The organism is Thermoleptolyngbya sp. PKUAC-SCTB121 (assembly GCF_016919485.1).
Lineage (GTDB): Bacteria > Cyanobacteriota > Cyanobacteriia > Elainellales > Elainellaceae > Thermoleptolyngbya > Thermoleptolyngbya sichuanensis.
Map to the genome: position 1 here is coordinate 1,492,410 of NZ_CP070366.1, position 24,017 is coordinate 1,516,426.

Sequence of the window (24,017 nt, forward strand, 5' to 3'; positions counted from 1 at the left end):
TAAGTTCAGTTTCTCTAACATACGAAACATCGTCGAAACGCCAATCCGAAGGGTGCATCCCAGTCTTACAAGACTCAGGATGAGAATTGACCATTGAGATAAGCGCAGCGATGGCGAAGGACTTGTGGAACGTTGTCTTCCTTCCACTGAGCGCCTGAAATTTTCACCCGCCTACCAATTTGCTTGATAGTCGACTCCACGGCACCCGAGCCAATTGAAATCCCCTCAGCTTGGTAGTAGCTGTAGTTAACGATACGGAGCCGATGCTTAGCCAGATAGCCGATAAACTGGTCTACCCGCTCATGGGACCAGTCGTCGAATAGCCTAACCGCCCCATCCACATCCCCTTGCCACAAGCAGGCTTCGACGGCATCAAGACGCTGTTGAGACCCACCCACGTTACCCAAATTCTCCATCAGGTGGTACCAGTCCAAGATCTCAAGGCGCTCGCTGCGATGCCCGATCTGTGAAAACAGGTTCCAGATGCCGTCGTGACCATCCCCAAGACAAACGAGGGGATGCGCTAAGGGCTGCTGGTTGAGCCAGTTGACCAAGCTGTCGTTGTCTTTGTAGAAGGCGCTAATGCTGCACTGATGCAGGTTTACCCCCTTGTAATCGCGCCACTGGCAGGGCTGCCCCTGAGGAGTCCGCAGACGGACTTTGCCCCCGTCTAAGCTCATTTCCTTAACCCCGCTGTCCACCGCTGGTGGCTCTAGGTCTTGACGATGCACCAGCCGTTGCTGGGTACTCCCTGACACGCACACCCCGGTGAGCACAGCGATATCGTCGGCAGCTCGCGCATAGGCTTCGTTGGCACTCAGCAGCAAGCAGCACGTCTCAACCTGAGGACTCCACTGGGTGCGGGCCTTGACCTTAAGCCGCTGGCTCTGGCGCTGACTCAGACTTAAGCGTCCGACGATACTCTGGATGTGCCGCTTTCGCCCAGAGCTTGTGCCGCTGCTTGTGCAGATAAAAAATTTCCGATCTCAGGCCCCACATACTCCAGTAGGTGGTCACGAACGGCGACTTCGATCCCGGCCAATGTTTTGACTTGTTCAGGGTCTGTCTCGTCGTAAAGCAACTCCGCTAACGCCAGTGCATGGGCTTTGATTTGGGCTTCCTTGGTGGCATCCATCGCTTCAACTATCCTTAGAGCAACTGCTCTGAGCCTACGGCGTCTGCCCTTAATCTGCACTAAGCACTTCTACTCATTGCATAACTGGGATGCACCCAATCCGAACACCGACCCTTTGTTCCAGCAAGTCACACAACTCTGCCAATGTCGCGTCATGATTTGATTCAGCAATCGTTTTTAGGATCTCTAGTTGCTCATTACTTAATTTGGTTGGCGTTTGCTCAGTGCGGCGTTTGGGGGCAATCTCACCTGTTTCCCGATATTGTTTGATCAGCTTTCGCACGAAACTGTAAGCAACTCGAAATTGTTGAGCGATTTGACGTTGCGACGTATTCCCTTCAATGTAGACATCAATAATTTTTTGTCTAAGATCTAGTGAGTAGGGTCGCATTTGAGTTAAGGGTAAAGTAAATTCACTGAATAGATTATATCAAAATACGCCTCACTAGGCTAGAAATTGCTATAATAAATTTGATTCCCAATAGGAATGGTGTGATCGGGGATTAACTTTCCGGTCTGCACCCAGTTCTTCACCACGTTATCGCCAACGCCTAATTCAGACTCTAGCTCACGAGTTTGATATAGCCCTACGCAGTCACGTTAGGGCATTCTCTAAAAGCAGCATCAACACAATCGCGAAAGTTATCAAACTCATCCCAGCGTTGCCGCATCCAATTCTTCAGCACAAACCACCAATGCTCAATCTCGTTCAAGTCTGGGGAATAAGGGGGTAAATACCAAATCTCACACCCTGCTTGAGCCACGATCTCTTCAATGGTTTGAGAATGATGGAAACTGGCATTGTCAATCACAATCACATCTCCCGCTCGCAGTTGGGGGACTAAGCACTCCTCCAACCCCCTCTCCACTAAATCCCGGTTGCACGAGCCAGCAAAGGTCATTGGCGCAAAGAGGCTGTTCTCTCGTAAGGCCGCAATCCAACTGACTCGTTCGGTGCGTTTTCCTGATTTAAGCCCATAGAAGCGGTCTCCAACCTCGCAGTAGCCGTAGGGATACACGTCTCGATGATCAATGCCTGCTTCATCGACATAGACAACCTGATGCGGCAGCTTACTCCTCAAGCGCTCTTGAAACTCTTGTCGCTTCAGGTCGTCTCGTTCCCGATAGCCATAGGTCTTTTTTTTCGACTAAACCCAATCTTTCGCAAGGCTCGACTGATGTCCTGCTGTGTCACATTATCCCCCCACAGGGTTGCCAGTCTCGCTTGGGTCTGATCCCCATGCTGCTTGACAAACTCACGAAAGCGCGACCAGTCGGTAATCTTATGCCGATTTCCTCGCTGAAACCCAGTCATCGCTCGGCAATCTCCCGTTTCTTTTTCCCGTTTCAACCACAGGTCTAAGGTATTGCGACTGATGTTGAACATTCGACAGACATCAACTTTGCGGTGACCTTGTTTCACGGCTTCAATCGCTTTGCAACGCAAGTCGTAGCTGTAAGGGGGCGGGCATAGGTGTTCCTAAACTCTCCTGATGGCTCTATGATAACGTCCTAACCCAAATACGTAGTGCTATACATCTCCTTCACTTCGTCTTGCCAACGGAAGATATCGATCGCCTCATACTTATCAACCCAGAGATGTAGCCCTAAAACCGCCGACGGCTTTTCTCCTCTCGCGTAAGTGGCCTCCTCTTCTGCCAAAAGGTCAGAGGGAGCGGCAACCAGCCCTCCAGGTCGATAGTGAGGATTTTTGAACAGGCGATGAGTACTGAGGGATTGAGTGTATCGGCTGGCGTTATCAATAAAGTCAAAAACAAGTAAGTATTCTTTACCCGGAGCCGTGCGAGTACCCCGTCCTAACTGCTGGACGTACACCACTTTGCTGAGGGTCGGACGCGCCATTAATAGGACTTCTGTTTCGGGTGAGTCCCAGCCTTCGTTAAGAATGTCACAGGCACAAAGGACGTGAGTTTTGCCCGCTTGATAGTCTGCTAAAACCTGGTCTTTTTGCTTATCGGACATCCGCCCAGAAACATGAGCGGCTGCCACATTATTCTGCCGAAACAACTCTGCCATTCGTTCAGCATGATTCACATCAATGCAAAAGCAAACGGCTCGTTTACCAGAAGCGTGATTCACGTAGGTTTCTACAATCAGGCGATCGCGATCAGGTACCTGTAACGCTTTACCAAGATCACTGCTGCGATAATCAACCCCATTAAATCGAACCTTTGTTAGAGCTGATTTATAAAGTAGCTAAGCTGCCAAGCGCTTGAGCATCAATTGAATCATGGCACCGTAGATCATGGCTTCACTCATTTCGCAATACAATTCGTAGTCTTTGCTCAAGCGTCGATAGCGATTCAACCAGCCAAAAGTTCGCTCCACAATCCAGCGCTTAGGCAGAATTTCAAACGACTTGGAGGTTCGTTTGATGACTTCTACGCGGACAGGTTCCCCACCAGAAGTGTTGAAAGATAGCTCAACATACAAAAAATGGGGGCAGAATATTGTATTCTAGCCCCCAGCAAACAAAAACAATGTTTAAGATGCTAGTGTCATTTCCTGCGCTTGTCAAACCGATACTCAAGCAGTTGTGCCCACATAACTATCCTGTTTTGAACTCTCGCTTATTCTTTGAAATCTGGTTGACCTTCGTTTTAGACCAGGGTTTAACGAGCATGAGAAGCCTGTTTTATCGTCTCAACAAAGCAGGAATCAAGGTTGATATTTCCACCTTTTCTAAAGCCTGCAAGACTCGACAGGATGAACACTTTTGTCGCATCTACGCTGAGCTCATAAGACAGCTAAAACAAAAAAATCCAGCGACAGCACAGATGCTGTTTCCCATTGATTCAACGGTCATCACATTGACAAGCAAGTTGTTCTGGATGCAAGGCTATCATCAAGTCAAATTGCTTAATGGAGTCAACTTAACGCAAGGTAATCCCAGTGAATGCCTGATTCATTTTGGTCAAGGACATGACGCAAAATTTGCTGACAGAGTGACAGGAATGATTCCTGAAGATGCCATCGGCGTCATGGATAGAGGCTTTGCCAGTTGGGATTTCCTTGACCAATTAAGCCAGGATCAGACTCGCTTTGTTGTCCGCCTTAAGAACACGATGAAGACCGAGTTTGAGCATGAGCGATATCGAGTGGTTTGGTTTTGTGACTTAGAGAGCCAAACGGAGTTTCGGCTGGCGACCAATGTAGAACTGATGACGAATGAAGAGATTAGTGAAGTCTATCGCCATCGGTGGCAGATAGAAGTGCTGTGGAAGTTTCTAAAGATGCACTTGAAGCTAGATAAACTAATCTCTAAGAGTGTCAATGGAGTCACCATTCAAATCTACATGGTGTTGATTGCCTATCTGATTCTGCAATTGATAGAAATTCCAGAGTTTTATGGTCATCAATTACTAGATAAGTTGCGCTATTTGCAACTTGAATTGAGTCGTCGTTGTTCGATTGTCCATTGGAGCTACGATCTGCTGCCAGAGACACTCGTAGGAGCTTCGTAGGGTTGAATGTAAAGTTTTATGTCTCAATTCAACACTTCTGGTTCCCCACAGACCTGTTGGACTGCATGGGCAAACTTCTTGCTGCTATACCCCTGGTCTACCCACACCACCTCAAGCCGGGAGAGTTTATCGCTGGCTTCATCGAGCGTGACCACGGCTCCAAGCCGTTCTGAGGCATTCGCTTCGGTGACTAATACCCCAATTAAAAGCCCTTGGGAGTCTACAACGAGGTGGCGCTTACGCCCCTTAACCTTTTTGCCACCGTCGAAACCGTAGATGCCCCCCTTTTTTCGGTGGTCTTGACCGATTGGGAATCAGCAATTGCCACACTGGAGTCTATGGTTCTGCCCATTTTCTGCCGCAGGTCTGCTCGGAGTTGGTCGTGCATCTGCTGCCAAATCCCCTTGCGATGCCATTTGCAAAAGTAGAAGTACACCGTTGTATACGGGGGAAGGTCATGCGGTAGCATTTCCCACTGGCATCCAGTACGCTGCACGTAGAAGATTGCGTTGAGGATTTCTCGAAAGTCCACTTCACGGGGACGACCAAAGCCTTTACCGGCAGGTATCAGCGGTTGCAAAACGCTCCATTCTGCATCACTCATATCACTGGGATAGGCTTTGCGCTTGGGATTGGCGATTTCCGGTAGGCGACTCATAGGCGGGCTTCAGAAGCATCTCTTTCAAACTAAGAGCTAATTTGTAAAGGAGCCTGAAAGCCTTGTTAATCAAGGATTTCCGAGAAACCGCTTTTCCTGGGCAAACATGACCTCAAAGCCACACATGCCAAGAGTTTCAGGCTTCTTAAGATTTGCTTCATAAATTAGCTCTAAAGTTCACCCTCAGGTTCGCTTGCCTCTATTTAGATTTTCTTTATAAATTAGCTCTCAAAGGTCGGTTTCAGTCTTTTTTCCAACCTCCACTCCATAAACTTCCCCCATCTGCTTCTGAATTCACGCCAGGTTGGAAAATTGCTTTTGGGTCAATCGAGTCCTTGCCCAAAAAACCAGACTGGCAAGATGGCAACATTGCATTCTTTGCGCCTCCACTTTCTGCTTCATCCTTGCCGGCCGTAGTTCCGGCCTTCAGTCCTTCAAGGCGTTGGGTTCTGATGGGCAACCCCTGGCTGTGTCAACCCGCATTGCTAGGGGAGTACCTTGGACTGACCAAGCAGTGGGAGAGTGACCTACACCTGATTGCCCATCTGTGGGAGCACCTTGGCATGGAAGACACCCTTGCTCCGTGGCAGCAGCTTGTGGGAACCTTTGCTATTGCGGTCTACGATCGCGATCGCCAAACGTTGACCCTCGGCCGTGACCCTGCTGGTGGGCAGACTCTTTATTACACAACCGATGGAGCCACCCGCTGGATTGCCCCCCGAATGCGATCGCTCCTGCCCCACCACCACCGAGAGATGGATGAGATTGCCCTGCGGGACTATCTCTGCTGCGCCTTTGTGCCTGGCGAGCGCACCCTCTGGAAAGGGGTACGAAAGCTGCTCCCTGGCACAACCCTGCAACTGCCTAGCGACCAAATTCAACCCTATTGGACGTTGCAGGAGCAGATTGTGGGAGCAACAGAGCCGATTGAATGGCACAGTCAGCGATTGCGACATCTATTAGAAGAGACGGTGAAAGATGCCCTGCCTAACCATGAACCCGTTGGCTGCTTTCTATCAGGGGGGATTGACTCAAGCTGTGTGACAGCACTCGCCCGTCAACTTCACAATGCACCTGTGCATACCTTTTCTATTCACTTTGGTAAGCCATATCCGAATGAGTTAGAGTTCTCTTCACTGGTCGCCCAACATTGTCAAACTCATCATCATATCCTTGAAATTTCTCTGTCTGACCTGTGGGCATTTTTGCCTGAAGCGATGGTTCATTTGGATAATCCCATTGGCGATCCGCTGACGGTTCCAAATCTCTTGCTGGGACGTGTGGCAAAGCAGTTCGTGAACGTAGCTTTAAATGGTGAAGGCGGTGATCCGTGCTTTGGCGGCCCAAAAAATCAGCCGATGCTGATCCAAAGTGTATATGGCAGTTTTAACCAACAAGATGCGGTTCATGCCTACCTCGTCAGCTTCCAAAAGTGCGCTACTGATTTGCCGCAACTGCTTAAGCCAGAAATATGGCAAGCGATACGGTCAGAACCCTACTACCTTGAGGGCTGGCTCAATTCAGACCTGCATTATCTGAACCGACTGATGGCAATTAATATCCGCTTCAAGGGGACAGACCACATTTTGACGAAGGTCAGCAACTTAACGCGAGCAGTCGGTTTAGAAGGGCGATCGCCCCTGTTTGATCCGCGCATGGTTGATCTAAGTATGCAAATTCCGCCAGAACACAAGCTCTCCGGCGTTCAGGAAAAAGCCGTCCTCAAGCAAGCGGTGGCGGATTTATTACCGGATGTCATTGTGAACCGCCCCAAAAGCGGGATGATGGTGCCGGTGCAGATTGGGTTTCAAAAACACTGGCAGCCAGAGGCAAGAGCATTGCTGCTAAATCGGCAAGCGGCGATCGCTCCTTACCTCAATCAGTCCTTGATTCGAGATTGGCTTGCCTACCGCGGCGACACTTGGCGGCGCTATGGTGTCAAACTCTGGCTGCTGGCAAGTCTGGAGAGTTGGCTCCAGGTTCATCAATGCTAGCAGAACATCAAGCCCTGCCAAGCAACATCGTCACTCTTGGTATTGACTCTAGTATTGACTCTCCAGATTGCCGATCTTTATTGTCCCTGCTCCGGCAACATACACTTGTCGCTGTCGCAGCCAGCGGGCCCAGCTTCCACCAGTTCCCCGGAATCGTAGCGGGCTAGGGCTGCGTAAAAGTCGGCCGTGCGCTGTCGCTCTTGGACTTCGCGCTGGAGCTTCAGGTATGTAGCCCGATCGATCTTCTCGAAGGGCAGCCGGGGGAAGGGCGCGTTGAACCGGGCTAGCAGGGCAGCGCTGATGTAGCCCTGATCCTGGGCGATCGCCCCATGAATGGCCTGGGCCAGCGGCTCGATCTCGTCTTCGTTTAGCTCGATGGTGGCGCTGGTGTTGTGGGCGGTGTAATGCTGCTGCACCTGCATGTAGAAATCGAACTGGGCCAGGGCGCTGAATTTCTCAATTTCGATTTCGTCGGCTCCTGGCAGGTTGGCCCAGGGAACCTCGACGGGAATTTCCACCAGCCATTCGGTGCAGCGCGGGTCAAACGGGTCGTTCAGCAGGTTGCCGTCGTCGTCTTTGTCGGATTGCGACGGCACGATGCTGTAGCCGTAGTCGAGGCAGGCCAGCGCCACGGGATCATTCTTGCGGAAGGTGATGCGGCGGATGAAGCGCTGGGCCTTGGGCGGGTGCCAGCCGGGAGATGCGCCTGTCAGCAGGGATTTTGTGCCCGCAGGCTGGACGGTAGTGCAGCGGTTGGGGCGGCGAAGCTGATGGCGATCGCAGTAGTCCCACACCACGCGATGCACAATCTCTTTCCAGTAGCTCAGGTATTGCCGCTCCTTCTCCTTAAACTCTAGCCCTTTCACCGTGTCGGGGCGGCCCTGGGCCCACCAACGCAGCCACTCTACGCCAAAGGCCTGCACAAAGAAATCAAACAACCCAGTGAAGGATACGCCCACGATTGGGTCTTCTTCTCGCGACTGCTGGTAGCGCGGCTCGGTAAAGCGGTGGTTGAGCAGCGCTGCAACGGAGAGCGCTCCGGCAGTGAAGGCATCTTCTTGCTGTTTGAAATCAAACGGATCGAGCTGATTCAGGTGAACTTCCGCCAAGTTGCAGTGGAAGTTTTCGCCAATGATTTCTCCACAGTTGTGGGCAACCAACCCGTTAGCATCGAAGCAGGCCGGGCCGGGCACGGTGCAGTCATACACTGCTTCTGTCCCGTCTGCTTCCAGCGCAGCGACCGTCACCGCAAACCGCTCACGGTTAAGCTGACGCTTGTAGCCCTTGAGCGCCTCCTCCAGCTTTTGGGCTTTTCGGGGTTCCTGAAACCCGACCAACTGCTGGAACTGGTGTAAGTTGTCTTTGGCGATGACCAATTCGTGCTGGGCTTTGCAGGCGTAGGGCGCAGGTTGGCGATCGCGATCGGGCAGCAGACGATAGCCAGCAGAACGGCGATTTTCGTACAGAGTCGCAATGATGCCGAGTCGAGCCAGCATCCGCTGCACTGCTTTCAGGGTGTTCAGATTGCTCTGCGCCAGCCGCACACTGACTCCTTCCATCTGATCGCCTTGGACGCTGCCATCGGCATCAAATAGCCCCCGCAGAAAGCCTCGATGAAATTCGCAGCTTGTGGCTTCCAAAGCAGCAGTCATCTGCTTTTGTCCTGGCTTCATGCCAAACTGGGCCGCGAGTTTCGCCAGTCCGGTGGAGTTAATCACCCGGTGCTTAAGCTGGGCGTGATAGTGAGCTTCGGGCGTTATCGGTTCATAGCCAACGGCGATCTTCAGAAGCTGGATTGCGTGCTGGCTCATCTCTGCTTGCGGTTCTTGCCAGTAGCGCAGCACGGCGGTGTCATTCCACTGGGTTGTGGACAGGCTGCCGTCGCCCAGCAGGTTGCCCAAAAGCCAGCCCTCTTCCCAGGCTCCTGCACCATCCCACGGGTTAAGGTCGCGGTGGTTGTGCAACAAAATGCGATCGCCCGGTTGCAGGTCTTCTGCCGCAACCCATTCGGTGTATTGCGCCTTCTGGGTCTGGGCAGTGACCTTGAGCAATCGATGGTTGCCCGTCAGCCGCAGCGCAAAGCCCTCCTGGGTGGAAAGTTTGAATACAGGCTTCGTGCCAGAGTAGAAAAATCCCTCTGGTGTAGTGCTGAATAGCTCACCGTTGACATAGGTGCTGTGCTGCTTGCCGATCAGGTCTTTGACCTGGCGCGGCCCGTCGCCTGTGTGAACCCAGGTTTCGGCAGTCACACAGGGATTCAGCCCATAGCGGCCCTCGCCCTGGGCGCGACGTTCCGCTTCTCCCGCCCACTGGATCGCACCTTCACCAGAGTAGTATTGCTTGCGGACGGCTTCGGTGCATTCCTTCAGCGTCGGCTTGCGGTGAAAGACGCGGGTGTGGTTCGCCATGCGGAGCGCGTCGCGTTCGGGGTCGATGCGCCAGTTTCCCTCAGTATCCTGCATCCAGAGGTTGTCCTTGGCCGTTTTGGCCAACTCATCTTCGCTGTCGAACTGGCGCATCCCAGCAGAGCGGCGGATGTTTCCGGCGACAACGCAGGCGGCGGCCTCGTCGATTAGCAGGCAGCACTCAATGGAATTGAGCTGGCGGCCGAGAGCTTTGTTCAAAATCGCCGCGCACCGTTCATAAAGCTGGGGCAGCCGGATGGGATTTGCCACGCCGCCAAAGCCCTTCAGCCGTTCGCCCGCCGGACGCACGTCGCTGAGGTCGATGGTGACAGTGACTTCGCCGTTAAACCGCTCGTCGGTGGAGAGTTCCAGCACGGTTTGATAGGACTTGACCCAGCCCTGGCGACTGTCGCCCACGCGAATCGAGACGCGATCGCCCTCCCAGGTCACCGTCGTCTCATCCTGCCGCTGCTCCGCCGGGGTGCTGCCGATTTCGCCCTGCATGATGATGTGGAGGCGGTTGCGAATGGCGGGCAGTTGGTTGATGTACTTTGGTTCCAGCACCGCGCCCGTGCCGCAGCCCATCATGGCCAGATCCATCATCAGCCCAAAGGCCCGCCAGTCTACAACGTTGGTGCTGGTGCAGTTGTAAGCGCCGGAAAAGTTTTCGGGGCGATCGGCCCAGGCCGTGCCGCCTACCCACAGCCAGCGGCCGGAGGGCAAGCTCTTGACCTGGTGCTGCATCCGGCGGAGCAGATCGGCTTCGCTGTCGGTCAGCTTGCCCAGCTTGATGATGCCGCTGAGGGTGCGATCGCACACATCGTCCCAGGTTTCGCGCCGCCCTTCTGCCTTTTCTCCCCGGCGGCTGTAGGTGCGGTAGAACACGGGGTTGGCAGCGGGCGCAGACGCAGGGAAGGGGCTGGTTTGGCTGGGCCGTTCGATGTTTTGAACCATAGTGCGATCGCTCGTATGTGTCGTGGACTGGGGTTGTGGAATCGTTGCGTAAAGCGGTGTAAAAAATTCTTGCAAAGGCACTGGAAAACCCAGCGGGCACCCCCTTAATTTCACTGTCTGAATATCACACCCTCAATATGTAGTGCCATTATAGCGGGTTGCTTCTAGGCATTACACTATATACGCTCAGGTTTGAAAATTCAAGATTTTTCTGACGGTGGCTTTCCAGGGGCGATCGCCCTTGGGCACAATCTGCAACCCAGTACCCACAGGGGGAATCTTTGGCATCTCAGTTATTAATTCTCCGAAAAGAGTCATTGCTGCGTAGTATTCACACTACAGCGCAATACGCGCCTCATCTGAGCCAAACGCCGGGTGAGCGACCAAACCTGAGGAGATCAAGATGCGAAAGTTCATTTCTACGGCGATCGCCCTGACGCTGGCAGGCAGTGTGGCCACTCCGGCGATCGCCGCCAACTGGGAATATCAGGGCGTTGCCGTGACTGGAGAAGACGTTTACCTGGATTTAGATTCTATCCAGTCCCACGGACGAAGCGGCTACTTCTTCCGATATCAAATCGGTCGAGATCAACTCTCTGCATACACCCCTTGCGATGGGCGTTGGCAGGTGTTTAATCGGAATGGCGATGCTGAACCCCTGATACGGCCACAGTCGCAAGCCACGCGCAACATGCTGAATCGAGTCTGCAATTCTGTCGCCACGAACTGGGAATATCTCGGTGAAGCGGTGGGCGGACAGGCAGTGTATCTCGACTTGAGTTCCATTCGACTGGTTCAGCAAGGGAGCTATGTCTTCGACTATCGGCTGGGGCAGGAGCTACGCCGAGCCATGACGGCCTGCGATGGAAGCTGGCGGGTTGCAGATGCAAGGGGCAGCTTTGGCGCGGCCCAGCGGCCCCAGTCGCAAGCGACAAGAACCATGCTAAGTCGGGTCTGCAATGCGGGTCGATAAGCCTGTTCTAGGGAAACTTGGCATAGCAGCCCGTGGGTCAGCACAAGGTTCTGAATAACCCTGAATAGCCCTGAATACTTGGATTTCAGTTGGGAAGGCGCGACCGACCCAACTGATTTTTTTGCAGTCGCTCTGGCAATATTTCCTAGCTATGGCCGCAACGGGCGATTTGAGAAGCGTTCGCGCAAGTGGTGCGGCACACGTTCCCTACAGGAATTGCCCTCCTGACCAATAGCGCACCAAAATGCGGATCACTTCGCCCTCCACCGGCGATGGCAGCGGCGGCGACCATTCGCCCGCTTCAGCAAAGCGCCGGACATGAAGCTGATGCACAATATTGCACAATATTATTTACACCGGGCAGCACGCCACAAATCAGAATGCGAACGGGCTGCTGACCGTTTGGCACAGCAGAAACAGGCACCCGAAGCAAATCGGGTACAGACTTTGGAGTTATCATGATGTCACCTGAAATAAGGTAGGGCGATCGCAGGTTATCTGGGTGCTTTGGTCATGGCATGGCACGTCGGTAGATCCCCCCTAGCCCCCCTTGAACAAGGGGGGAATCAAACCGACCCGGAAGTCGGCCTTAAGCAAAGGGAAAGCCGCACTGCTCCGGAAGTCCCCCTTGCTCAAGGGGGATTTAGGGGGATCTAACGTCATGGCTTCTAACCAAACGGTTTCAAGATAACCGTACAGGACTCAACTGAGTCCATCTGTCTAAGCATCATTAAAGGACTCATCTGAGTCTTTGTCAACTGTACATGGGGCTAATTCGGCTGAGAATTCGAGAATTTGCAGAGCAGCGGGGCTGGACGCTCCGAGAAGTTGCCGAACGCGCCGGACTGAACTACAGCACTGTCAAAAACTACGTGCAGCGCGACGCAATGACCATGACTGATTACACGGCAATTCGCAGACTGGCGATCGCCTTCGACGTGTCGATCGAAGATTTAGTTGAAATACTAGAAGAGTAGGAGCAGCGCATTCATCCTCAATCCCTCATCCTCCATCCCTCTCCCAATGGTTGCCACCTCCCATCGTGCCGATCGCGTTTTGCTACACAACATTAGCTGGGAGCAGTTTGAGCGGCTGCTGGAAGACCTAGGCGATCGCCGTTCTGCCCGTATCGCCTACGACAACGGCACGCTGGAGATCATGACCCCGCTACCGGAACACGAATATTTCAAAGAGGTGATTGGCAACGCGGTGAAAGACATGGCCGACGAGCTAGCGCTGAACTACGAAAGCTATGGCTCTACCACATGGCGCGATCGCCTCCAGAGGGCCGGGCTGGAACCTGACAACTGCTTTTACTTTCAAAACGAACCCGCCGTGCGCGGCAGAACCAATCTAGACTTGCGCCAAGACCCACCACCCGACCTGGCGCTAGAGATTGACATTACCAACAAATCCCTTGATCGCTTCCCCATCTACGCCCGGCTGCGCGTGCCCGAACTCTGGTGCTACGACGACGGCAACTTGAAGATCTACCACCTTCAATCGGGGGACTATGCGGAAGCAGAGCGGAGTCTGGCGCTACCCCAACTGCCCATCCGTGAACTGCCGCAGATCATCGAAGTGCATCGGTCAGAAGGACGACGCGCCCTGCGCCAAGCCATCCGCCAGTGGGCACGCCGTCATGCAACTCGCTAATCCCCTTGTAAGATACCGTCCGCGTGGCATGACGGGTATAGCCGTAAGCGCCGCCTAGTAGAACTTTGATACGTTGCGCTGGCACTCATCTCGTTTGCAAATAGCGCTGTCTAGAAGCCATTCCGGGAAGACCAGTGCTAGAACGGGTATCAGAACAGCTTGAGGGTAGCAGAACAGCATGGCGAATCCGGTTTCGCAGCGGCGGGGTAACTGGTTGAACGGCAAAGCGCTTTGGGCGCAGATGCAGCGGCGGCTTGGCGATTTAGATTCCTCGGAGCCGCCGGAAGATTCGCTGCCGCTGCGGGTGCTGGTGCAGGCGATGGTGATTGTCGGCATTATTGCGGTAGATGTGTCAGCGGCAGATACGACCGATGCATTGGGCGTAAGTCTTTGGGCCGTGCCGATGAGCGCGGTGGGCGGAGCGTGGAGCTGGTCGCGTCGCCGCAGCCGCAATATCCCGGTGAAATTTTGTATTGCGATCGCCATGCTGATTGCCCTGGCGGTCTTTTTTGTGCGGCTGGTGGCAGAGCGCAACGACACGCGCATGGCCCTGGCGGAACTGCTGATCCAGCTTCAGGTCTTTCACAGCTTTGACCTGCCGCGCCGCAAAGACCTGGGCTATTCCATTGTGATCGGGCTGATCTTGATGGGCGTGGCGGCCACTCTCAGCCAGACCTTCTGGTTTGCGCCGCTGCTGATTGCCTTTGTGGCTTTGGGCATTCCGGCGCTAGTGCTAGACTATCGCTCTCAGCTTGGGGTTGCTCCCAAGACGATGCGGCGCATTCGCCAGAGTTTGCCGCTGCGGCCGCTGGTAGGCGTGCTGGGCATTACGCTGGCGCTGGGGCTGGTGATTTTTGCCTTTTTGCCCCGCCTTCCGGGTTATCAACTGCGGGCGTTTCCGGTCAGTGCGCCCATCCAGTTTGAAGGCCAGTTTGACGGCGGCACGATTATCAACCCTGGCTATGTGCGCGACGGTCGCGCCAGCACGGGCAGCGGCATGGGCGCAAACGGCAATGTGCAGGGCGGGCCGGGCGAAGTGGATGCAGATTTTTACTATGGCTTTAATCGCCAGATGAACCAAAATCTGCGCGGCTCGCTGACCCCAAAGGTGGTGATGCGCGTGCGATCGCAGTCCGAGGGCTTTTGGCGCGTGATGGCGTTCGACCGCTATACGGGGCAGGGCTGGGAAGTGTCGCGGGATGGGGAAAACGATGTGCAGGTGCTAGAGCGATCGCCCTGGACCTATCGCCAAATTCTGCCCTGGTCGGTGACGCTGAACCAGACGCGGGAAGTGATTCAGACCTTTACTGTAGTTGCAGATTTGCCCAACCTAGTGCCCGCCCTCTACGAAGCCAAGGAGCTTTACTTTCCCACGCGGCAAATTGCCATTGATCCCGAGGGTGCGCTGCGATCGCCCATTCCGCTGTCGCAGGGGTTGACCTATACCGTGGTGTCGGAAGTGCCCTTTCGCGATCGCACCCAGTTGCGGAATGCCACGACCGTCACCCCGTCCAACATCACTGACTATTATCTAGACGTGCCAGCGGCGATCGCCCCCCGCATCCGTCAGACCGCAGAAGAGGCGCTGGCCAAGTCGCCCACGCCGATCACCGCGCCCTACGAAAAAGCCCTCTACCTGGCGCAATATCTCAAGCAAAACTATCGCATTTTGCCCGATCTGCCGTTTTTAGAAGAAAACGAGGATTTGGTCGAGGCATTTCTCTACAAGTACCAGGGCGGCTATCCCGACCACTTTTCTACGGTGCTAACCATCATGCTGCGCTCCCTTGGCATTCCGGCGCGACTGGTGGTGGGCTTTGGCGCAGGCGAGTTCAATCCTTTCACGGGCTATTACGTGGTGCGAAACACCGATGCCTTTGCCATGACGGAGGTATATTTCCACAAATATGGCTGGTTTGCCTTTAACCCGATTCCCGGCGCAGACGTGATCCCCACCTCGGTCGAAGAGTCGCAGGTGTTCGCCGCGCTGAAGAAATTCTGGGAATGGATCGCGGGCTGGCTGCCCTCTCCGGTGTCGGGCTTCTTGAACGGTCTGCTAGAGGCGATCGCCCAGGGCTTTGGTTGGGCCATGTCTACCCTAACTCGCTGGTTCACGCAGGGCTGGGTGGGGCTGCTGACGGGGCTGATGGGCCTCACGGTGGCGGCATTTTTGGGCTGGCTGGGCTGGAGCGGCTGGGCTGCCTGGCGCGATCGCCGCTGGTTGAAGTCCCTGGCTCCGGCGGAGGCGCTCTATCAAGAAATGCTGCGCTGGCTCGCCGAACAGCACATTCGCAAGGCCCCCAGCGATACTCCCCTAGAGTTTGCCCGCACCGCCCAGCAGCAGCAGCCCGCCCACGGGGAACTCATCCACCAGATTGCTCAGTCCTATGTAACGTGGCGCTATGGCGGCCAGGTGGGTGATCTATCTCGCTTGCGCCAGCGGTTGCACCAGGTGAAACAAAAGGGGCGATCGCTCCCCGCCCGCTTCCGAGGCCCATCGCGCAGGAAAGTTCCGTCCTAGACTCTGTCCTAGACATTGCTAGGGTCACTTCCTTGAAGCATTCCCCTCGAAACTGGCACGTCTCAGGTCATTTAACCCACCCGTTCCGATAAACTGAAAAGCCGCTATCCAAAACGGAAACGGAGATTAAAGATTTGAAACATGCAATTCCCGGTGGAGAATGGGGAATTATAATGTGCAATGCGATATTCAATCTGTGATATTCTCCTCAGATAGCCTCTTGCATAGCCCCCTGTCCGCGATCGCCCTTGCACCTCGGTTCTTCTTGCCAAGTGCCTCTGAGTCATTACGCTTCCTGCATTCACGGCTGCTGGCACAGCATTCTCTATCCCGTCTTTTCAGTTCCATCCTACGTTAGAGAGGTCGTTTCCCTTGTCCCGTCGCTATCTATTCACATCAGAATCTGTTACCGAAGGCCACCCCGATAAAATCTGTGACCAGATCTCGGACTCGATCCTCGATGCCTTGTTGACCCAAGATCCCAGCAGCCGAGTCGCCGCAGAAGTCGTCGTCAATACGGGTCTGGTGCTGATCACCGGAGAAATTTCCTCCAAAGGCACCGTGAACTACGTTGATCTCGTCCGCCAAAAGATCGCAGAAATTGGCTACACCGATTCGGTCAATGGTTTTTCGTCCAATAGCTGCGCGGTGTTGGTGGCGCTCGATGCCCAATCGCCCGACATCGCCCAGGGCGTAGACAAGGCCCATGAGCAGCGATCGCAGCGCAGTGAAGAAGAACTCGACGCAATCGGCGCGGGCGACCAGGGATTGATGTTTGGCTTTGCCTGCAACGAAACGCCGGAACTCATGCCATTGCCAATCAGCCTGGCCCACCGCATCTCGCGCCGCCTTGCTGCTGTGCGAAAGTCGGGTCAGCTTCCCTACCTGCGCCCCGACGGCAAAACCCAGGTCACAGTCATTTACGAAGACGGTCGCCCTGTTGGCATTGACACGATTCTCGTCTCTACGCAGCATACGGAAACCATCGACGACATTACCGACCCAGCAGCGGTTCAGGCCAAGATTCGGGAAGACCTCTGGCAAATCGTCGTGCAGCCCATCTTTTCGGACATCGCTATCAAGCCAGACAGCGGTACGCGCTTTTTGGTGAACCCCACGGGTAAATTTGTGATTGGCGGGCCCCAGGGCGATTCGGGGCTGACGGGTCGCAAAATCATCGTGGACACCTACGGCGGCTATTCTCGCCACGGCGGCGGCGCGTTTTCTGGCAAGGACCCCACCAAGGTCGATCGCAGCGCTGCCTACGCCGCCCGCCACGCCGCCAAAAATATCGTCGCAGCCGGACTCGCAGACAAGTGCGAAGTGCAGTTGAGTTATGCGATTGGCGTGGCGCGTCCCGTTAGCATCATGGTAGACACCTTTGGCACGGGCAAGATCGACGATGAGCGTCTGCTGGAACTGGTGAAACAGCACTTTGAACTGCGTCCGGCGGGCATCATCCAGACCTATAACCTGAGCCGACTGCCTGCCGAACGGGGCGGACGGTTCTACCAGAATGTCGCGGCCTACGGTCACTTCGGCCGCACGGATCTAGATTTGCCGTGGGAACAGCTTGACAAAGTAGACGCGCTAAAGCACTCAGCCGGGGCACTGCTGTCTGGCATGTTGAGCTAAGTCTTGCGGCAAGCAGTTCCTTCAGGGCTGACGCTTTTCGTCCTGTGCTCGATAGGGTAAAGTGGCATCCTGCCTAGTCAGGTTGTTCTTACGCTATCGGGTTTTCTACTGATGCCGAAATCGCTGTCAAAGTCGTCGCCAACGTCCTCTCAAAACCCCTCTCAAAACCATCGCGCTGCGTTTCTGTCCCTGCTCGTGCTGACGATGATCTGGGGCTATAACTGGGTCGTGATGAAAATTGGCATTGCCTATGCGTCGGCGCTCGACTTTGCGGCAATGCGCCTGGTGTTGGGGGCGCTGAGTCTATTTCTGGCATTAATTGCCCTGCGAAAGCCGCTAAGGCCCAAGGCCGTACCGGGGACAATTTTGCTGGGACTTATGCAAAACACTGCAACCGTAGGGCTAATTACCTGGGCGTTGGTGAATGGGGGCGCGGGCAAAACGGCCGTGCTGAACTATACCATGCCGTTTTGGCTGCTGCTGTTTTCGTGGATTTTCCTGAAAGAAACCCTGAGGCGATCGCAGTGGTTGAGTGTCGGCATGGCCGTGACGGGGCTGCTGCTGGTGCTGATGCCGCTGGATTTGTCGAGCGGGTTGGGCAGCAAGATCATTGCGGTGGGCGCGGGTATTTGCTGGGCCATTAGCGCTGTGCTGGCGCGGGTGTTGCAACGGGATCAACAGCTAGACCTGCTCTCGATGTCGGCATGGCAAATGCTGTTTGGCAGCATTCCACTGGCGATCGCCGCCTGGATGCTTCCCACTCAGCCGATTGTCTGGTCGCCCACGTTCATCGCAGCGCTGCTCTATAACGCCGTACCCGCAGCGGCGATCGCCTGGCTCCTGTGGTTCTATGCGCTAAACAACTTACCCGTGGGCACGGCGGGATTATCTACGCTGGCGGCTCCGGTGATTGGCGTGTTGGCGGCGTGGCTGCAACTGGGCGAGCGCCCCAGCGGTGTAGAAGGACTGGGCATGGTGCTAATTTTGGTCGCGCTGACGATAAACGCAGTGCAAACCATTCAGACTGAGCGACAAGCTAAGAATCAGGCAAAACTGAGCGCCTAATGGACTGATGTCGATTCACTGATGTCGATTCACTGATGTCGATTCACTGATATCGAGTCTCAGATGCCCATCGCGTTCCGTCTTGTATCCGCTTCTACGGAACCCCCTGCCCAAATCCGCTAAGGTCAAAGCAACTTAGGGATAATGTTATTTGAATTACATTTACTGAGTCACATTTACTCCCAAAGACCGCGACGAATATCGCGAATCGTTAACGCAAATCGTTAAACCAATCTGGGGCAGAGTGCAAGGGGCAAAAAGCAATGCGCCTAGAGCAGTTGAAAGCATTTTTGGCAGTGGCAGAAACGGGTAGTTTTCAGCAGGCGGCGCTGCGCTGTGGCGTGACGCAATCCACCGTGAGCCGCCAGATTCAATCTCTGGAATCTGATTTGGGAATGTCGTTGTTTCACCGCAGCACCCAGGCCAAGCTGACGGTAGCGGGCGATCGCCTGTTGCCTCGGGTTCGCAAAATCTGCCAGGAATGGGCGAACGCCACCCAAGAACTCGGAGAACTGCGGGCGGGCAAACAGCCAGAACTCTGCGTAGCAGCGATTCACTCCCTCTGCGCCTATTCGCTGCCGCCTGTCTTGCAACAGTTTTGTCAGGATTATCCAGAGGTGCAACTGCGGGTAACGGCCTTGGGGAGCGATCGCGCATTGAAAGTGCTGCGTGATGGACTGGTGGATCTGGCGATTGTGATGAACAACCGCTTTGTGGCCAGCAGTCCAGAAATCGTGGTGGAAGTTCTCTATGACGAACCGATTAAGCTGCTGATGGCGGCCGATCATCCCCTGGCAGGCTGCGACGCAGTGCCCTGGGCCGACCTGGCCCGCTATCCGCAAGTCGTGTTCAAGGACGGCTACGGGATGCAGCGGCTTGTGCAGGAGCAGTTTACCCGCCGGGGAACGCCGCTGCGGGCTGCGCTGGAGCTAAATACGCCCGATGCCTTTCGCGGTGTGGTGCGCCAGGGCGACATGCTGGCCCTCTTGCCCGAATCGGCGCTGATCGAGGCTTACGACGATCCGGCGCTGGCCATTCGCCCGATTGCGCCCGATGCGAACGCTGCCCTGACCGACCCCCCCCTGACGCGCCAGGTGGTGATGGTGACGACGAGCGATCGCCTGCAAATTCCACCAATCCGCCATTTCTACAACCTGATCCTGTCCCAACTCCCCCAGCGCATCCGCCAGCACCCCCTGGCCGCGACGACCCCCTTAATCCCATCTCCCTCCTCTTTGGCATGAGCCACGCCTTTAGAACGCTGCTGCGAAAGGTCGGCAGCGGCCCCCACACCAGCCAAGACCTGACCCGCGAAGAATCTGCCGCCGCCACGCGCATGATGCTGCTGCAAGAGGCAACGCCCGCTCAGATTGGTGCGTTCATGATTGCTCACCGCATCAAGCGCCCCACGGGGACAGAACTGGCAGGAATGCTGGATGCCTATGATGAGTTGGGCCCAAAGCTGCAATCGATTGGCGATCGCCCTGTGTTCATCCTCAATGCCCCCTACGACGGGCGCGATCGCACGCTGCCACTGAGCCTGGTCACGGCGCTGATTCTACTCGCCGCAGACCTGCCCGTCATTCAGCACGGCGGCGACATTATGCCCACCAAAGAAGGCGTGCCCTTGGTGACGCTGTGGGCTGGGCTGGGCGTAGACTGGTCGCGCCTGTCCCTTAGCCAGGTTCAGGACGTTTTGGAACGCACAGGCATGGGCTTCGTCTACATGCCCGCCCACTTTCCACTGGCGCAGGCGCTAGTGGAATATCGCGATCAGATTGGCAAGCGCCCGCCCTTTGCCACGCTGGAACTCATCTGGTCGCCCTATGCGGGGCAGAGCCATGTTGTCGTGGGCTTTGTACATCCCCCCACCGAAGGCATGGCGCAGGCAGCCTTTGTGCTGCGAAACACGCCGCTCTACACCACGGTTAAGGGGCTGGAAGGAAGCTGCGACCTGCCGCGAGAGCGCACTGCCATCCTCGGCTTTAGCACCCCGTTGCCAGACTCGCTGGAGCGGCTGCACCTGCACCCCTACGATTACGGCATGGGCGGCAAAAATGTCCCCTTGACCAGCCCCGCCGCCGCAGTCGAAGCCATGCTCCAGGTGTTGCAGGGCAAACCGTCTGAACTGCGCGAGTCGGTGCTGTGGAACGCGGGCTTTTATCTATGGCGCGGTGGCAAAGCAGAAACGTTGACAGAGGCGATCGCCCTTGCAGGACAACTGCTCGACCAGGGTTCTGCATGGCAAGCCCTCACTCGTCTGCGACAGGCCACCAGCGCCCCCTGCCCCGTTTAGGGTCGGGGTTTTCACGGCTTCCTCAGATTCTTGCCCCCAGATTCTCACCCTCAGGATTCTTGGCCCAAATGAGGGGTTAGACTCTCGTGCGGGTTGCAGCGCAATCGGCCTATGCTCAGAATGCGGTTTTCTGGTGTTTTGAGTGCGATCGCCCAGGCTCTTGCGTCAGTGTTTTCACGCAAGCTTCTCGGTCGAAAACCCTGCTGCTGGGTTTACTAAACCCTCTCACTAAAACACCAGATCGCCAACAGCAACACGAGGAGTGACCCGTAGGATTGAAGATGCCAAAACTACAACCCATTCAGCTTGAAGACGGCAGCATTTTGTATGTCGAAGCCACAGACGATATCCAGGCAATTGATTCACCCACGAACGGTGGCGGAACCGGAAATGGATACCCCAATGAACCCTCTGAGGAAGTATCTCGTACCTCAAAAGGATGGAATCGAGGCAACCCAAATACTCAAATAGCGCAGAGCTTCCAAGCCATCGAAAGCACAATTAAGACCTATACGCAGCATACCCTCAACGCTTTTCGAGGGGCTGCAATGGCAGATGTGAAAAAGGTGACGCTGGAATTTGGGGTGAACGTCAGCGGCGTGGGGGGTGTGCCCTATATCGCCACAGGAACAGCCGGTTGCAACATCAAGATCGTGGTCGAGTGTGCTTTTCCCGAACGCACGACCCCGGAACCCCAAACTCAGGCATCCCAGTTGCCTAGAGAAATACCCCCCTCAGCGAGGATGTCGCCTGCTCGCGAAGCCAATGGAGTTGGTAACGGAGCTAGCCCTAGCCATGCAGGTAGACCAACACCGCCGCCGCGCCCAATTTCCTAGCCATCTACCTAGCGATCTAAGTAGATAGACCAGATTAAAAAACAGATTCTGAACCCTGCGCCGCCCGCGCAGCGAGCGGCGCAGGGTCTTTGGGTTTTATATCTATTAATGTCCACCTACTTACTACGAGATGAGCATGAGGCTGGTGCGAAATTGATTCGTGCTGAAAAAGGAACTCCCGCACCACCAGTCTCCATTCAACCTGACGGATCAAACCTGACAGATCAACCCCAACGGATCAAACCTGACGGATCAAACCTGACAAGAATGTAGCGCCCGTGCGATTAGCCTGGCCAAGAAAAACCCCCTGGACTCCAGGGGGTCGTTCACTCTTCGACACAAACCAATGTTTTGTGATTAGACCATGTGACGACTTCAGAAAGACACACCCTAATGCTTTGAAAGACTCAGGACTGACGCACTCGCGATCAGTTTTCTGGGTTTCGGACGATTTCTCGTGGGCGCAGCCCACGAGAAATCGTCCAACTGCGTCAGCCCTAAGACTGTTCCTGAAATCTTGTGAAACCTATAGAATTGTGCAAAGCGCCTATGCAATGTCCGTCTTGGATACGCTGGACGGCCGTTACGAGCATCGCTTGTGCCAGTGCAGGGCGACTTGCAGGCCGTGCCGCTTGCGCTGCATCATTCAGGCCGCTTACTGCTCGTAGGTTACGCCACGATACTTCAGGTTATGGACACCACGCTTCTGTGAGGTTGCGGCGTGGATAGCAGTCTGGACTTTGATGCCGCGATACATCCTTTCACCAGGCATAGAAGCTATCGAGCCTTGGAGCTTTTCAGGGCTGTATTCGTAGCTGGCAAAGCGATAGGTAAGTTGCATAATGACCTCTGTGAGCCGAAGCGTTGATGGTAGACGATTAACGTAAAACGAGCTAGGCTGCGTGCTTGAACCGTAAGTATCAGGTATCAATCAGGCGTCAATCAGGTGTCAATCAGGTCGGCAAACAGACTATTTAAGTAAGCTAACCAGATAAGCTGATAAGTACGCTAAAATACGCTACGTGTGCGAATGCTGTCGATTGCTGTCGATATCCGGGAGCGGGAAGGAGTTTTAAGAAAAAAGCAAACCTGAAACATGGGGGCATTGCGCTGAGGGGGGCTTACTCAATGCGCGTTCAACGGGACGGGTTTAGGTTTGCTGGAAATTTTGCGGATCAGTTCTGGGGCTAGTTTTGGAGATGAAGCGGTGGGGTTGCGCTAACCGCCTAGCTGCCGTAAGCGACACCGCGATATTTCAAGGGGAATCCAGGCGAGCGTGTGGCGGAGGGGGCTGCTGGGTGAACCTTTGCGCCGCGATGGGTCAGATCCATCGATGCCAGGTTGGCCTGGCGGGATGCCTCAAGCTGGGCAGCGGTGTAGGCATAGTTGACAGAGCGGTAAGTGAGTTGCATGGTTGTGTCTCCTTGAGAGTGAGCCAGGAAAGATGCGGTGGGGGCTATCTGGCGTGTTGCTTTATGTCCTAGTTTTATGCTGTTTCCCTGGGCGGGTCGATACAGAAAAGTTAGGGAGTTTTGGCAGAGATGATCCTTAACTTTTGGGCGATCGCCCCACACACGCCTTAACTTTCCTCAATGGCACTTCCTTCGCACGGGGCCAAAGAGGGGTGGAAATCGGTGGCAATAGGCAGAAATTAAATTTAGCTAAATCTTGACATTTCCTTCAAACGGTAGCTTAAAATACAGATTGAAAGGCTATAGCTATGTTGCAGAGCAAACAGTTAGACCGCAAATTTGGTTAATAGACTCGAACGGAATCTCTCGAACGGAATCTTGACAAGAGGGCGATCGTCCCTCTGGGTCTGGCTTCCCCCAGCACCCTCAAGTGGTTCAGCGGCGTACTAATACACACTCTCATACAGACTCTCAGTTAATCCAGCCAGTAATTCAGCCAGTACAGATTTCCTAAGGGTCACTGGCAGCCCAAAGCTTGACAAACATTCGACAAAATTCTTTAGGAGGAACAGATGAGATTAACGTATCGGGGTCACGACTATGAGCAGGAGCCTGTCCCTCCTATGCAGATGCGAGACTCTGGCTCCGTCGGACTCTACCGTGGACGGGAGCTTCACTTTAGCTATCCCCGTCATGTGCCTGTGCCCCAGCCCGTCAATCGGTTGCAGTATCGTGGCGTAGCCTATCAAACAACCGAGACGGGCGAAGTAAATTCGATGGGGCGGGTGGTGCGTCCGGCTGCCCATCCTCAGGCACACCACGCGATCGCCCATGCTCACGCCCGCCTGATCGATCAGCAAGAATTGGCAAAGGTGCATCACCAATACCTGATGGAGCGGTTGCAGCGTCGTCTGGAAGTGGCACGGGCTAAGGGGGACGACACGCTAGTTCGCCAGCTTGAGCAAGAGCAGCATCAGTTGGTGTAGCGCTCG

20 protein-coding genes and 2 pseudogenes are annotated in these 24,017 nt (G+C 54.8%); 12 read left to right on the forward strand and 10 right to left on the reverse strand.

Annotated elements, in window-relative coordinates; genetic code table 11:
* Nucleotides 1-74 precede the first annotated feature (74 nt).
* From JTM80_RS06230 to JTM80_RS06250, 5 genes and pseudogenes are all read right to left on the reverse strand, one after another.
* Nucleotides 75-1,135 (reverse strand): ISKra4 family transposase gene (locus JTM80_RS06230; protein WP_172353248.1). Its coding sequence is split into 2 segments (ribosomal slippage): nt 75-979 and nt 979-1,135, totalling 1,062 coding nucleotides; the frame shifts between segments, so codons are not numbered across the junction.
* A 73-nt stretch (nt 1,136-1,208) separates the two neighbouring features.
* The gene (locus JTM80_RS23440; RefSeq protein WP_205370791.1) at nt 1,209-1,526 is read right to left on the reverse strand and encodes a helix-turn-helix domain-containing protein; all 318 of its coding nucleotides are present in this window, start codon (nt 1,524-1,526) and stop codon (nt 1,209-1,211) included.
* Nucleotides 1,527-1,722: 196 nt separating this feature from the next.
* Nucleotides 1,723-2,582, reverse strand: a protein-coding gene (locus JTM80_RS06240) for an IS630 family transposase (protein WP_205370793.1) whose coding sequence is annotated in 2 segments (ribosomal slippage) — nt 1,723-2,277 and nt 2,280-2,582 — 858 coding nt in all. Because the reading frame shifts where the segments join, the coding sequence is not laid out codon by codon here.
* A gap of 65 nt (nt 2,583-2,647) precedes the next feature.
* Nucleotides 2,648-3,235 (reverse strand): DEAD/DEAH box helicase, encoded by a 588-nt coding sequence (locus tag JTM80_RS06245; RefSeq protein WP_172357516.1) that lies wholly within the window; start codon nt 3,233-3,235, stop codon nt 2,648-2,650.
* Nucleotides 3,236-3,352: 117 nt separating this feature from the next.
* A pseudogene (locus JTM80_RS06250) lies at nt 3,353-3,541 on the reverse strand (transposase); the annotation flags it as partial.
* 104 nt (nt 3,542-3,645) lie between these two features.
* On the opposite strand from JTM80_RS06250, the gene JTM80_RS06255 reads away from it, so the two are divergent.
* The gene (locus JTM80_RS06255; protein WP_205371237.1) at nt 3,646-4,620 is read left to right on the forward strand and encodes a transposase; all 975 of its coding nucleotides are present in this window, start codon (nt 3,646-3,648) and stop codon (nt 4,618-4,620) included.
* Nucleotides 4,621-4,661: 41 nt separating this feature from the next.
* On the opposite strand, the pseudogene JTM80_RS06265 reads toward JTM80_RS06255, so the two are convergent.
* Nucleotides 4,662-5,278 (reverse strand): annotated as a pseudogene (locus tag JTM80_RS06265) (IS5 family transposase); the annotation flags it as partial.
* Between the two features lie 335 nt (nt 5,279-5,613).
* Here JTM80_RS06265 and JTM80_RS06270 point away from each other — a divergent pair.
* Entirely contained in the window at nt 5,614-7,272 is a 1,659-nt protein-coding gene (locus JTM80_RS06270; protein WP_399367303.1) for an asparagine synthetase B family protein, read from the forward strand.
* 77 nt (nt 7,273-7,349) lie between these two features.
* Here the strand turns inward: JTM80_RS06270 and nrdJ are convergent, their stop codons facing one another.
* On the reverse strand, nt 7,350-10,631 hold the full coding sequence (nrdJ, locus tag JTM80_RS06275) for a ribonucleoside-triphosphate reductase, adenosylcobalamin-dependent (RefSeq protein ID WP_205370800.1): 3,282 nt from the start codon (nt 10,629-10,631) through the stop codon (nt 7,350-7,352).
* Between the two features lie 403 nt (nt 10,632-11,034).
* Between nrdJ and JTM80_RS06280 the strand changes: the two genes are divergently transcribed.
* Nucleotides 11,035-11,604 (forward strand): hypothetical protein, encoded by a 570-nt coding sequence (locus JTM80_RS06280; protein WP_172357510.1) that lies wholly within the window; start codon nt 11,035-11,037, stop codon nt 11,602-11,604.
* Nucleotides 11,605-11,811: 207 nt separating this feature from the next.
* On the opposite strand, the gene JTM80_RS22975 is transcribed toward JTM80_RS06280, so the two are convergent.
* Nucleotides 11,812-11,937, reverse strand: a complete 126-nt coding sequence (locus tag JTM80_RS22975; RefSeq protein WP_255548882.1) for a hypothetical protein — start codon at nt 11,935-11,937, stop codon at nt 11,812-11,814.
* A gap of 431 nt (nt 11,938-12,368) precedes the next feature.
* Here JTM80_RS22975 and JTM80_RS06285 point away from each other — a divergent pair, with 431 nt between their 5' ends.
* The 8 genes from JTM80_RS06285 (at nt 12,369) to JTM80_RS06320 (ending at nt 21,613) form a co-directional block, all read left to right on the forward strand.
* Nucleotides 12,369-12,581 carry a helix-turn-helix transcriptional regulator gene (locus JTM80_RS06285; RefSeq protein WP_172357508.1) on the forward strand — a complete coding sequence of 71 codons (213 nt, stop codon included), beginning with the start codon at nt 12,369-12,371 and terminating at the stop codon, nt 12,579-12,581.
* A 46-nt stretch (nt 12,582-12,627) separates the two neighbouring features.
* A complete protein-coding gene (locus JTM80_RS06290; RefSeq protein WP_172357506.1) occupies nt 12,628-13,260 on the forward strand; it encodes a Uma2 family endonuclease in 633 nt (210 codons plus the stop codon).
* A gap of 178 nt (nt 13,261-13,438) precedes the next feature.
* The gene (locus tag JTM80_RS06295; RefSeq protein ID WP_205370802.1) at nt 13,439-15,781 is read left to right on the forward strand and encodes a DUF3488 and DUF4129 domain-containing transglutaminase family protein; all 2,343 of its coding nucleotides are present in this window, start codon (nt 13,439-13,441) and stop codon (nt 15,779-15,781) included.
* Nucleotides 15,782-16,153: 372 nt separating this feature from the next.
* Complete coding sequence (metK, locus tag JTM80_RS06300; protein WP_172357504.1) at nt 16,154-17,416, forward strand: methionine adenosyltransferase; 1,263 nt, start codon at nt 16,154-16,156, stop codon at nt 17,414-17,416.
* A gap of 111 nt (nt 17,417-17,527) precedes the next feature.
* The gene (locus tag JTM80_RS06305) at nt 17,528-18,481 is read left to right on the forward strand and encodes a DMT family transporter (protein WP_172357502.1); all 954 of its coding nucleotides are present in this window, start codon (nt 17,528-17,530) and stop codon (nt 18,479-18,481) included.
* Nucleotides 18,482-18,744: 263 nt separating this feature from the next.
* Nucleotides 18,745-19,725, forward strand: a complete 981-nt coding sequence (locus JTM80_RS06310) for a LysR family transcriptional regulator (RefSeq protein WP_172357500.1) — start codon at nt 18,745-18,747, stop codon at nt 19,723-19,725.
* Nucleotides 19,722-20,777, forward strand: coding sequence for an anthranilate phosphoribosyltransferase family protein (locus tag JTM80_RS06315; RefSeq protein ID WP_172357498.1), 1,056 nt, complete (start codon nt 19,722-19,724; stop codon nt 20,775-20,777). Before JTM80_RS06310 ends, JTM80_RS06315 begins: the two co-directional genes overlap by 4 nt.
* Before the next feature lie 281 nt (nt 20,778-21,058).
* Nucleotides 21,059-21,613, forward strand: coding sequence for a CU044_2847 family protein (locus JTM80_RS06320; RefSeq protein ID WP_205370804.1), 555 nt, complete (start codon nt 21,059-21,061; stop codon nt 21,611-21,613).
* 655 nt (nt 21,614-22,268) lie between these two features.
* Here the strand turns inward: JTM80_RS06320 and JTM80_RS06325 are convergent.
* Together JTM80_RS06325 and JTM80_RS06330 are read right to left on the reverse strand one after the other, a co-directional pair.
* Entirely contained in the window at nt 22,269-22,454 is a 186-nt protein-coding gene (locus tag JTM80_RS06325) for a DUF4278 domain-containing protein (protein WP_172357496.1), read from the reverse strand.
* Nucleotides 22,455-22,839: 385 nt separating this feature from the next.
* Complete coding sequence (locus JTM80_RS06330; RefSeq protein WP_172357494.1) at nt 22,840-23,025, reverse strand: DUF4278 domain-containing protein; 186 nt, start codon at nt 23,023-23,025, stop codon at nt 22,840-22,842.
* A gap of 572 nt (nt 23,026-23,597) precedes the next feature.
* Here JTM80_RS06330 and JTM80_RS06335 point away from each other — a divergent pair.
* Entirely contained in the window at nt 23,598-24,011 is a 414-nt protein-coding gene (locus tag JTM80_RS06335) for a DUF4278 domain-containing protein (RefSeq protein ID WP_172357492.1), read from the forward strand.
* The last annotated feature ends 6 nt before the right edge of the window (nt 24,012-24,017 follow it).

Bases quoted from the DNA above. Each gene is read 5' to 3' on its own strand.
- nrdJ (WP_205370800.1), bottom strand. From the start codon at position 10,631: ATGGTTCAAAACATCGAACGGCCCAGCCAAACCAGCCCCTTCCCTGCG.
- JTM80_RS06255 (WP_205371237.1), top strand. From the start codon at position 3,646: ATGCTAGTGTCATTTCCTGCGCTTGTCAAACCGATACTCAAGCAGTTG.
- JTM80_RS06325 (WP_172357496.1), bottom strand. From the start codon at position 22,454: ATGCAACTTACCTATCGCTTTGCCAGCTACGAATACAGCCCTGAAAAG.
- JTM80_RS06320 (WP_205370804.1), top strand. From the start codon at position 21,059: ATGCCAAAACTACAACCCATTCAGCTTGAAGACGGCAGCATTTTGTAT.
- JTM80_RS06335 (WP_172357492.1), top strand. From the start codon at position 23,598: ATGAGATTAACGTATCGGGGTCACGACTATGAGCAGGAGCCTGTCCCT.
- JTM80_RS06310 (WP_172357500.1), top strand. From the start codon at position 18,745: ATGCGCCTAGAGCAGTTGAAAGCATTTTTGGCAGTGGCAGAAACGGGT.
- JTM80_RS06290 (WP_172357506.1), top strand. From the start codon at position 12,628: ATGGTTGCCACCTCCCATCGTGCCGATCGCGTTTTGCTACACAACATT.
- JTM80_RS06305 (WP_172357502.1), top strand. From the start codon at position 17,528: ATGCCGAAATCGCTGTCAAAGTCGTCGCCAACGTCCTCTCAAAACCCC.
- JTM80_RS06295 (WP_205370802.1), top strand. From the start codon at position 13,439: ATGGCGAATCCGGTTTCGCAGCGGCGGGGTAACTGGTTGAACGGCAAA.
- JTM80_RS06315 (WP_172357498.1), top strand. From the start codon at position 19,722: ATGAGCCACGCCTTTAGAACGCTGCTGCGAAAGGTCGGCAGCGGCCCC.
- JTM80_RS06330 (WP_172357494.1), bottom strand. From the start codon at position 23,025: ATGCAACTCACTTACCGCTCTGTCAACTATGCCTACACCGCTGCCCAG.
- JTM80_RS23440 (WP_205370791.1), bottom strand. From the start codon at position 1,526: ATGCGACCCTACTCACTAGATCTTAGACAAAAAATTATTGATGTCTAC.
- JTM80_RS06285 (WP_172357508.1), top strand. From the start codon at position 12,369: ATGGGGCTAATTCGGCTGAGAATTCGAGAATTTGCAGAGCAGCGGGGC.
- JTM80_RS06280 (WP_172357510.1), top strand. From the start codon at position 11,035: ATGCGAAAGTTCATTTCTACGGCGATCGCCCTGACGCTGGCAGGCAGT.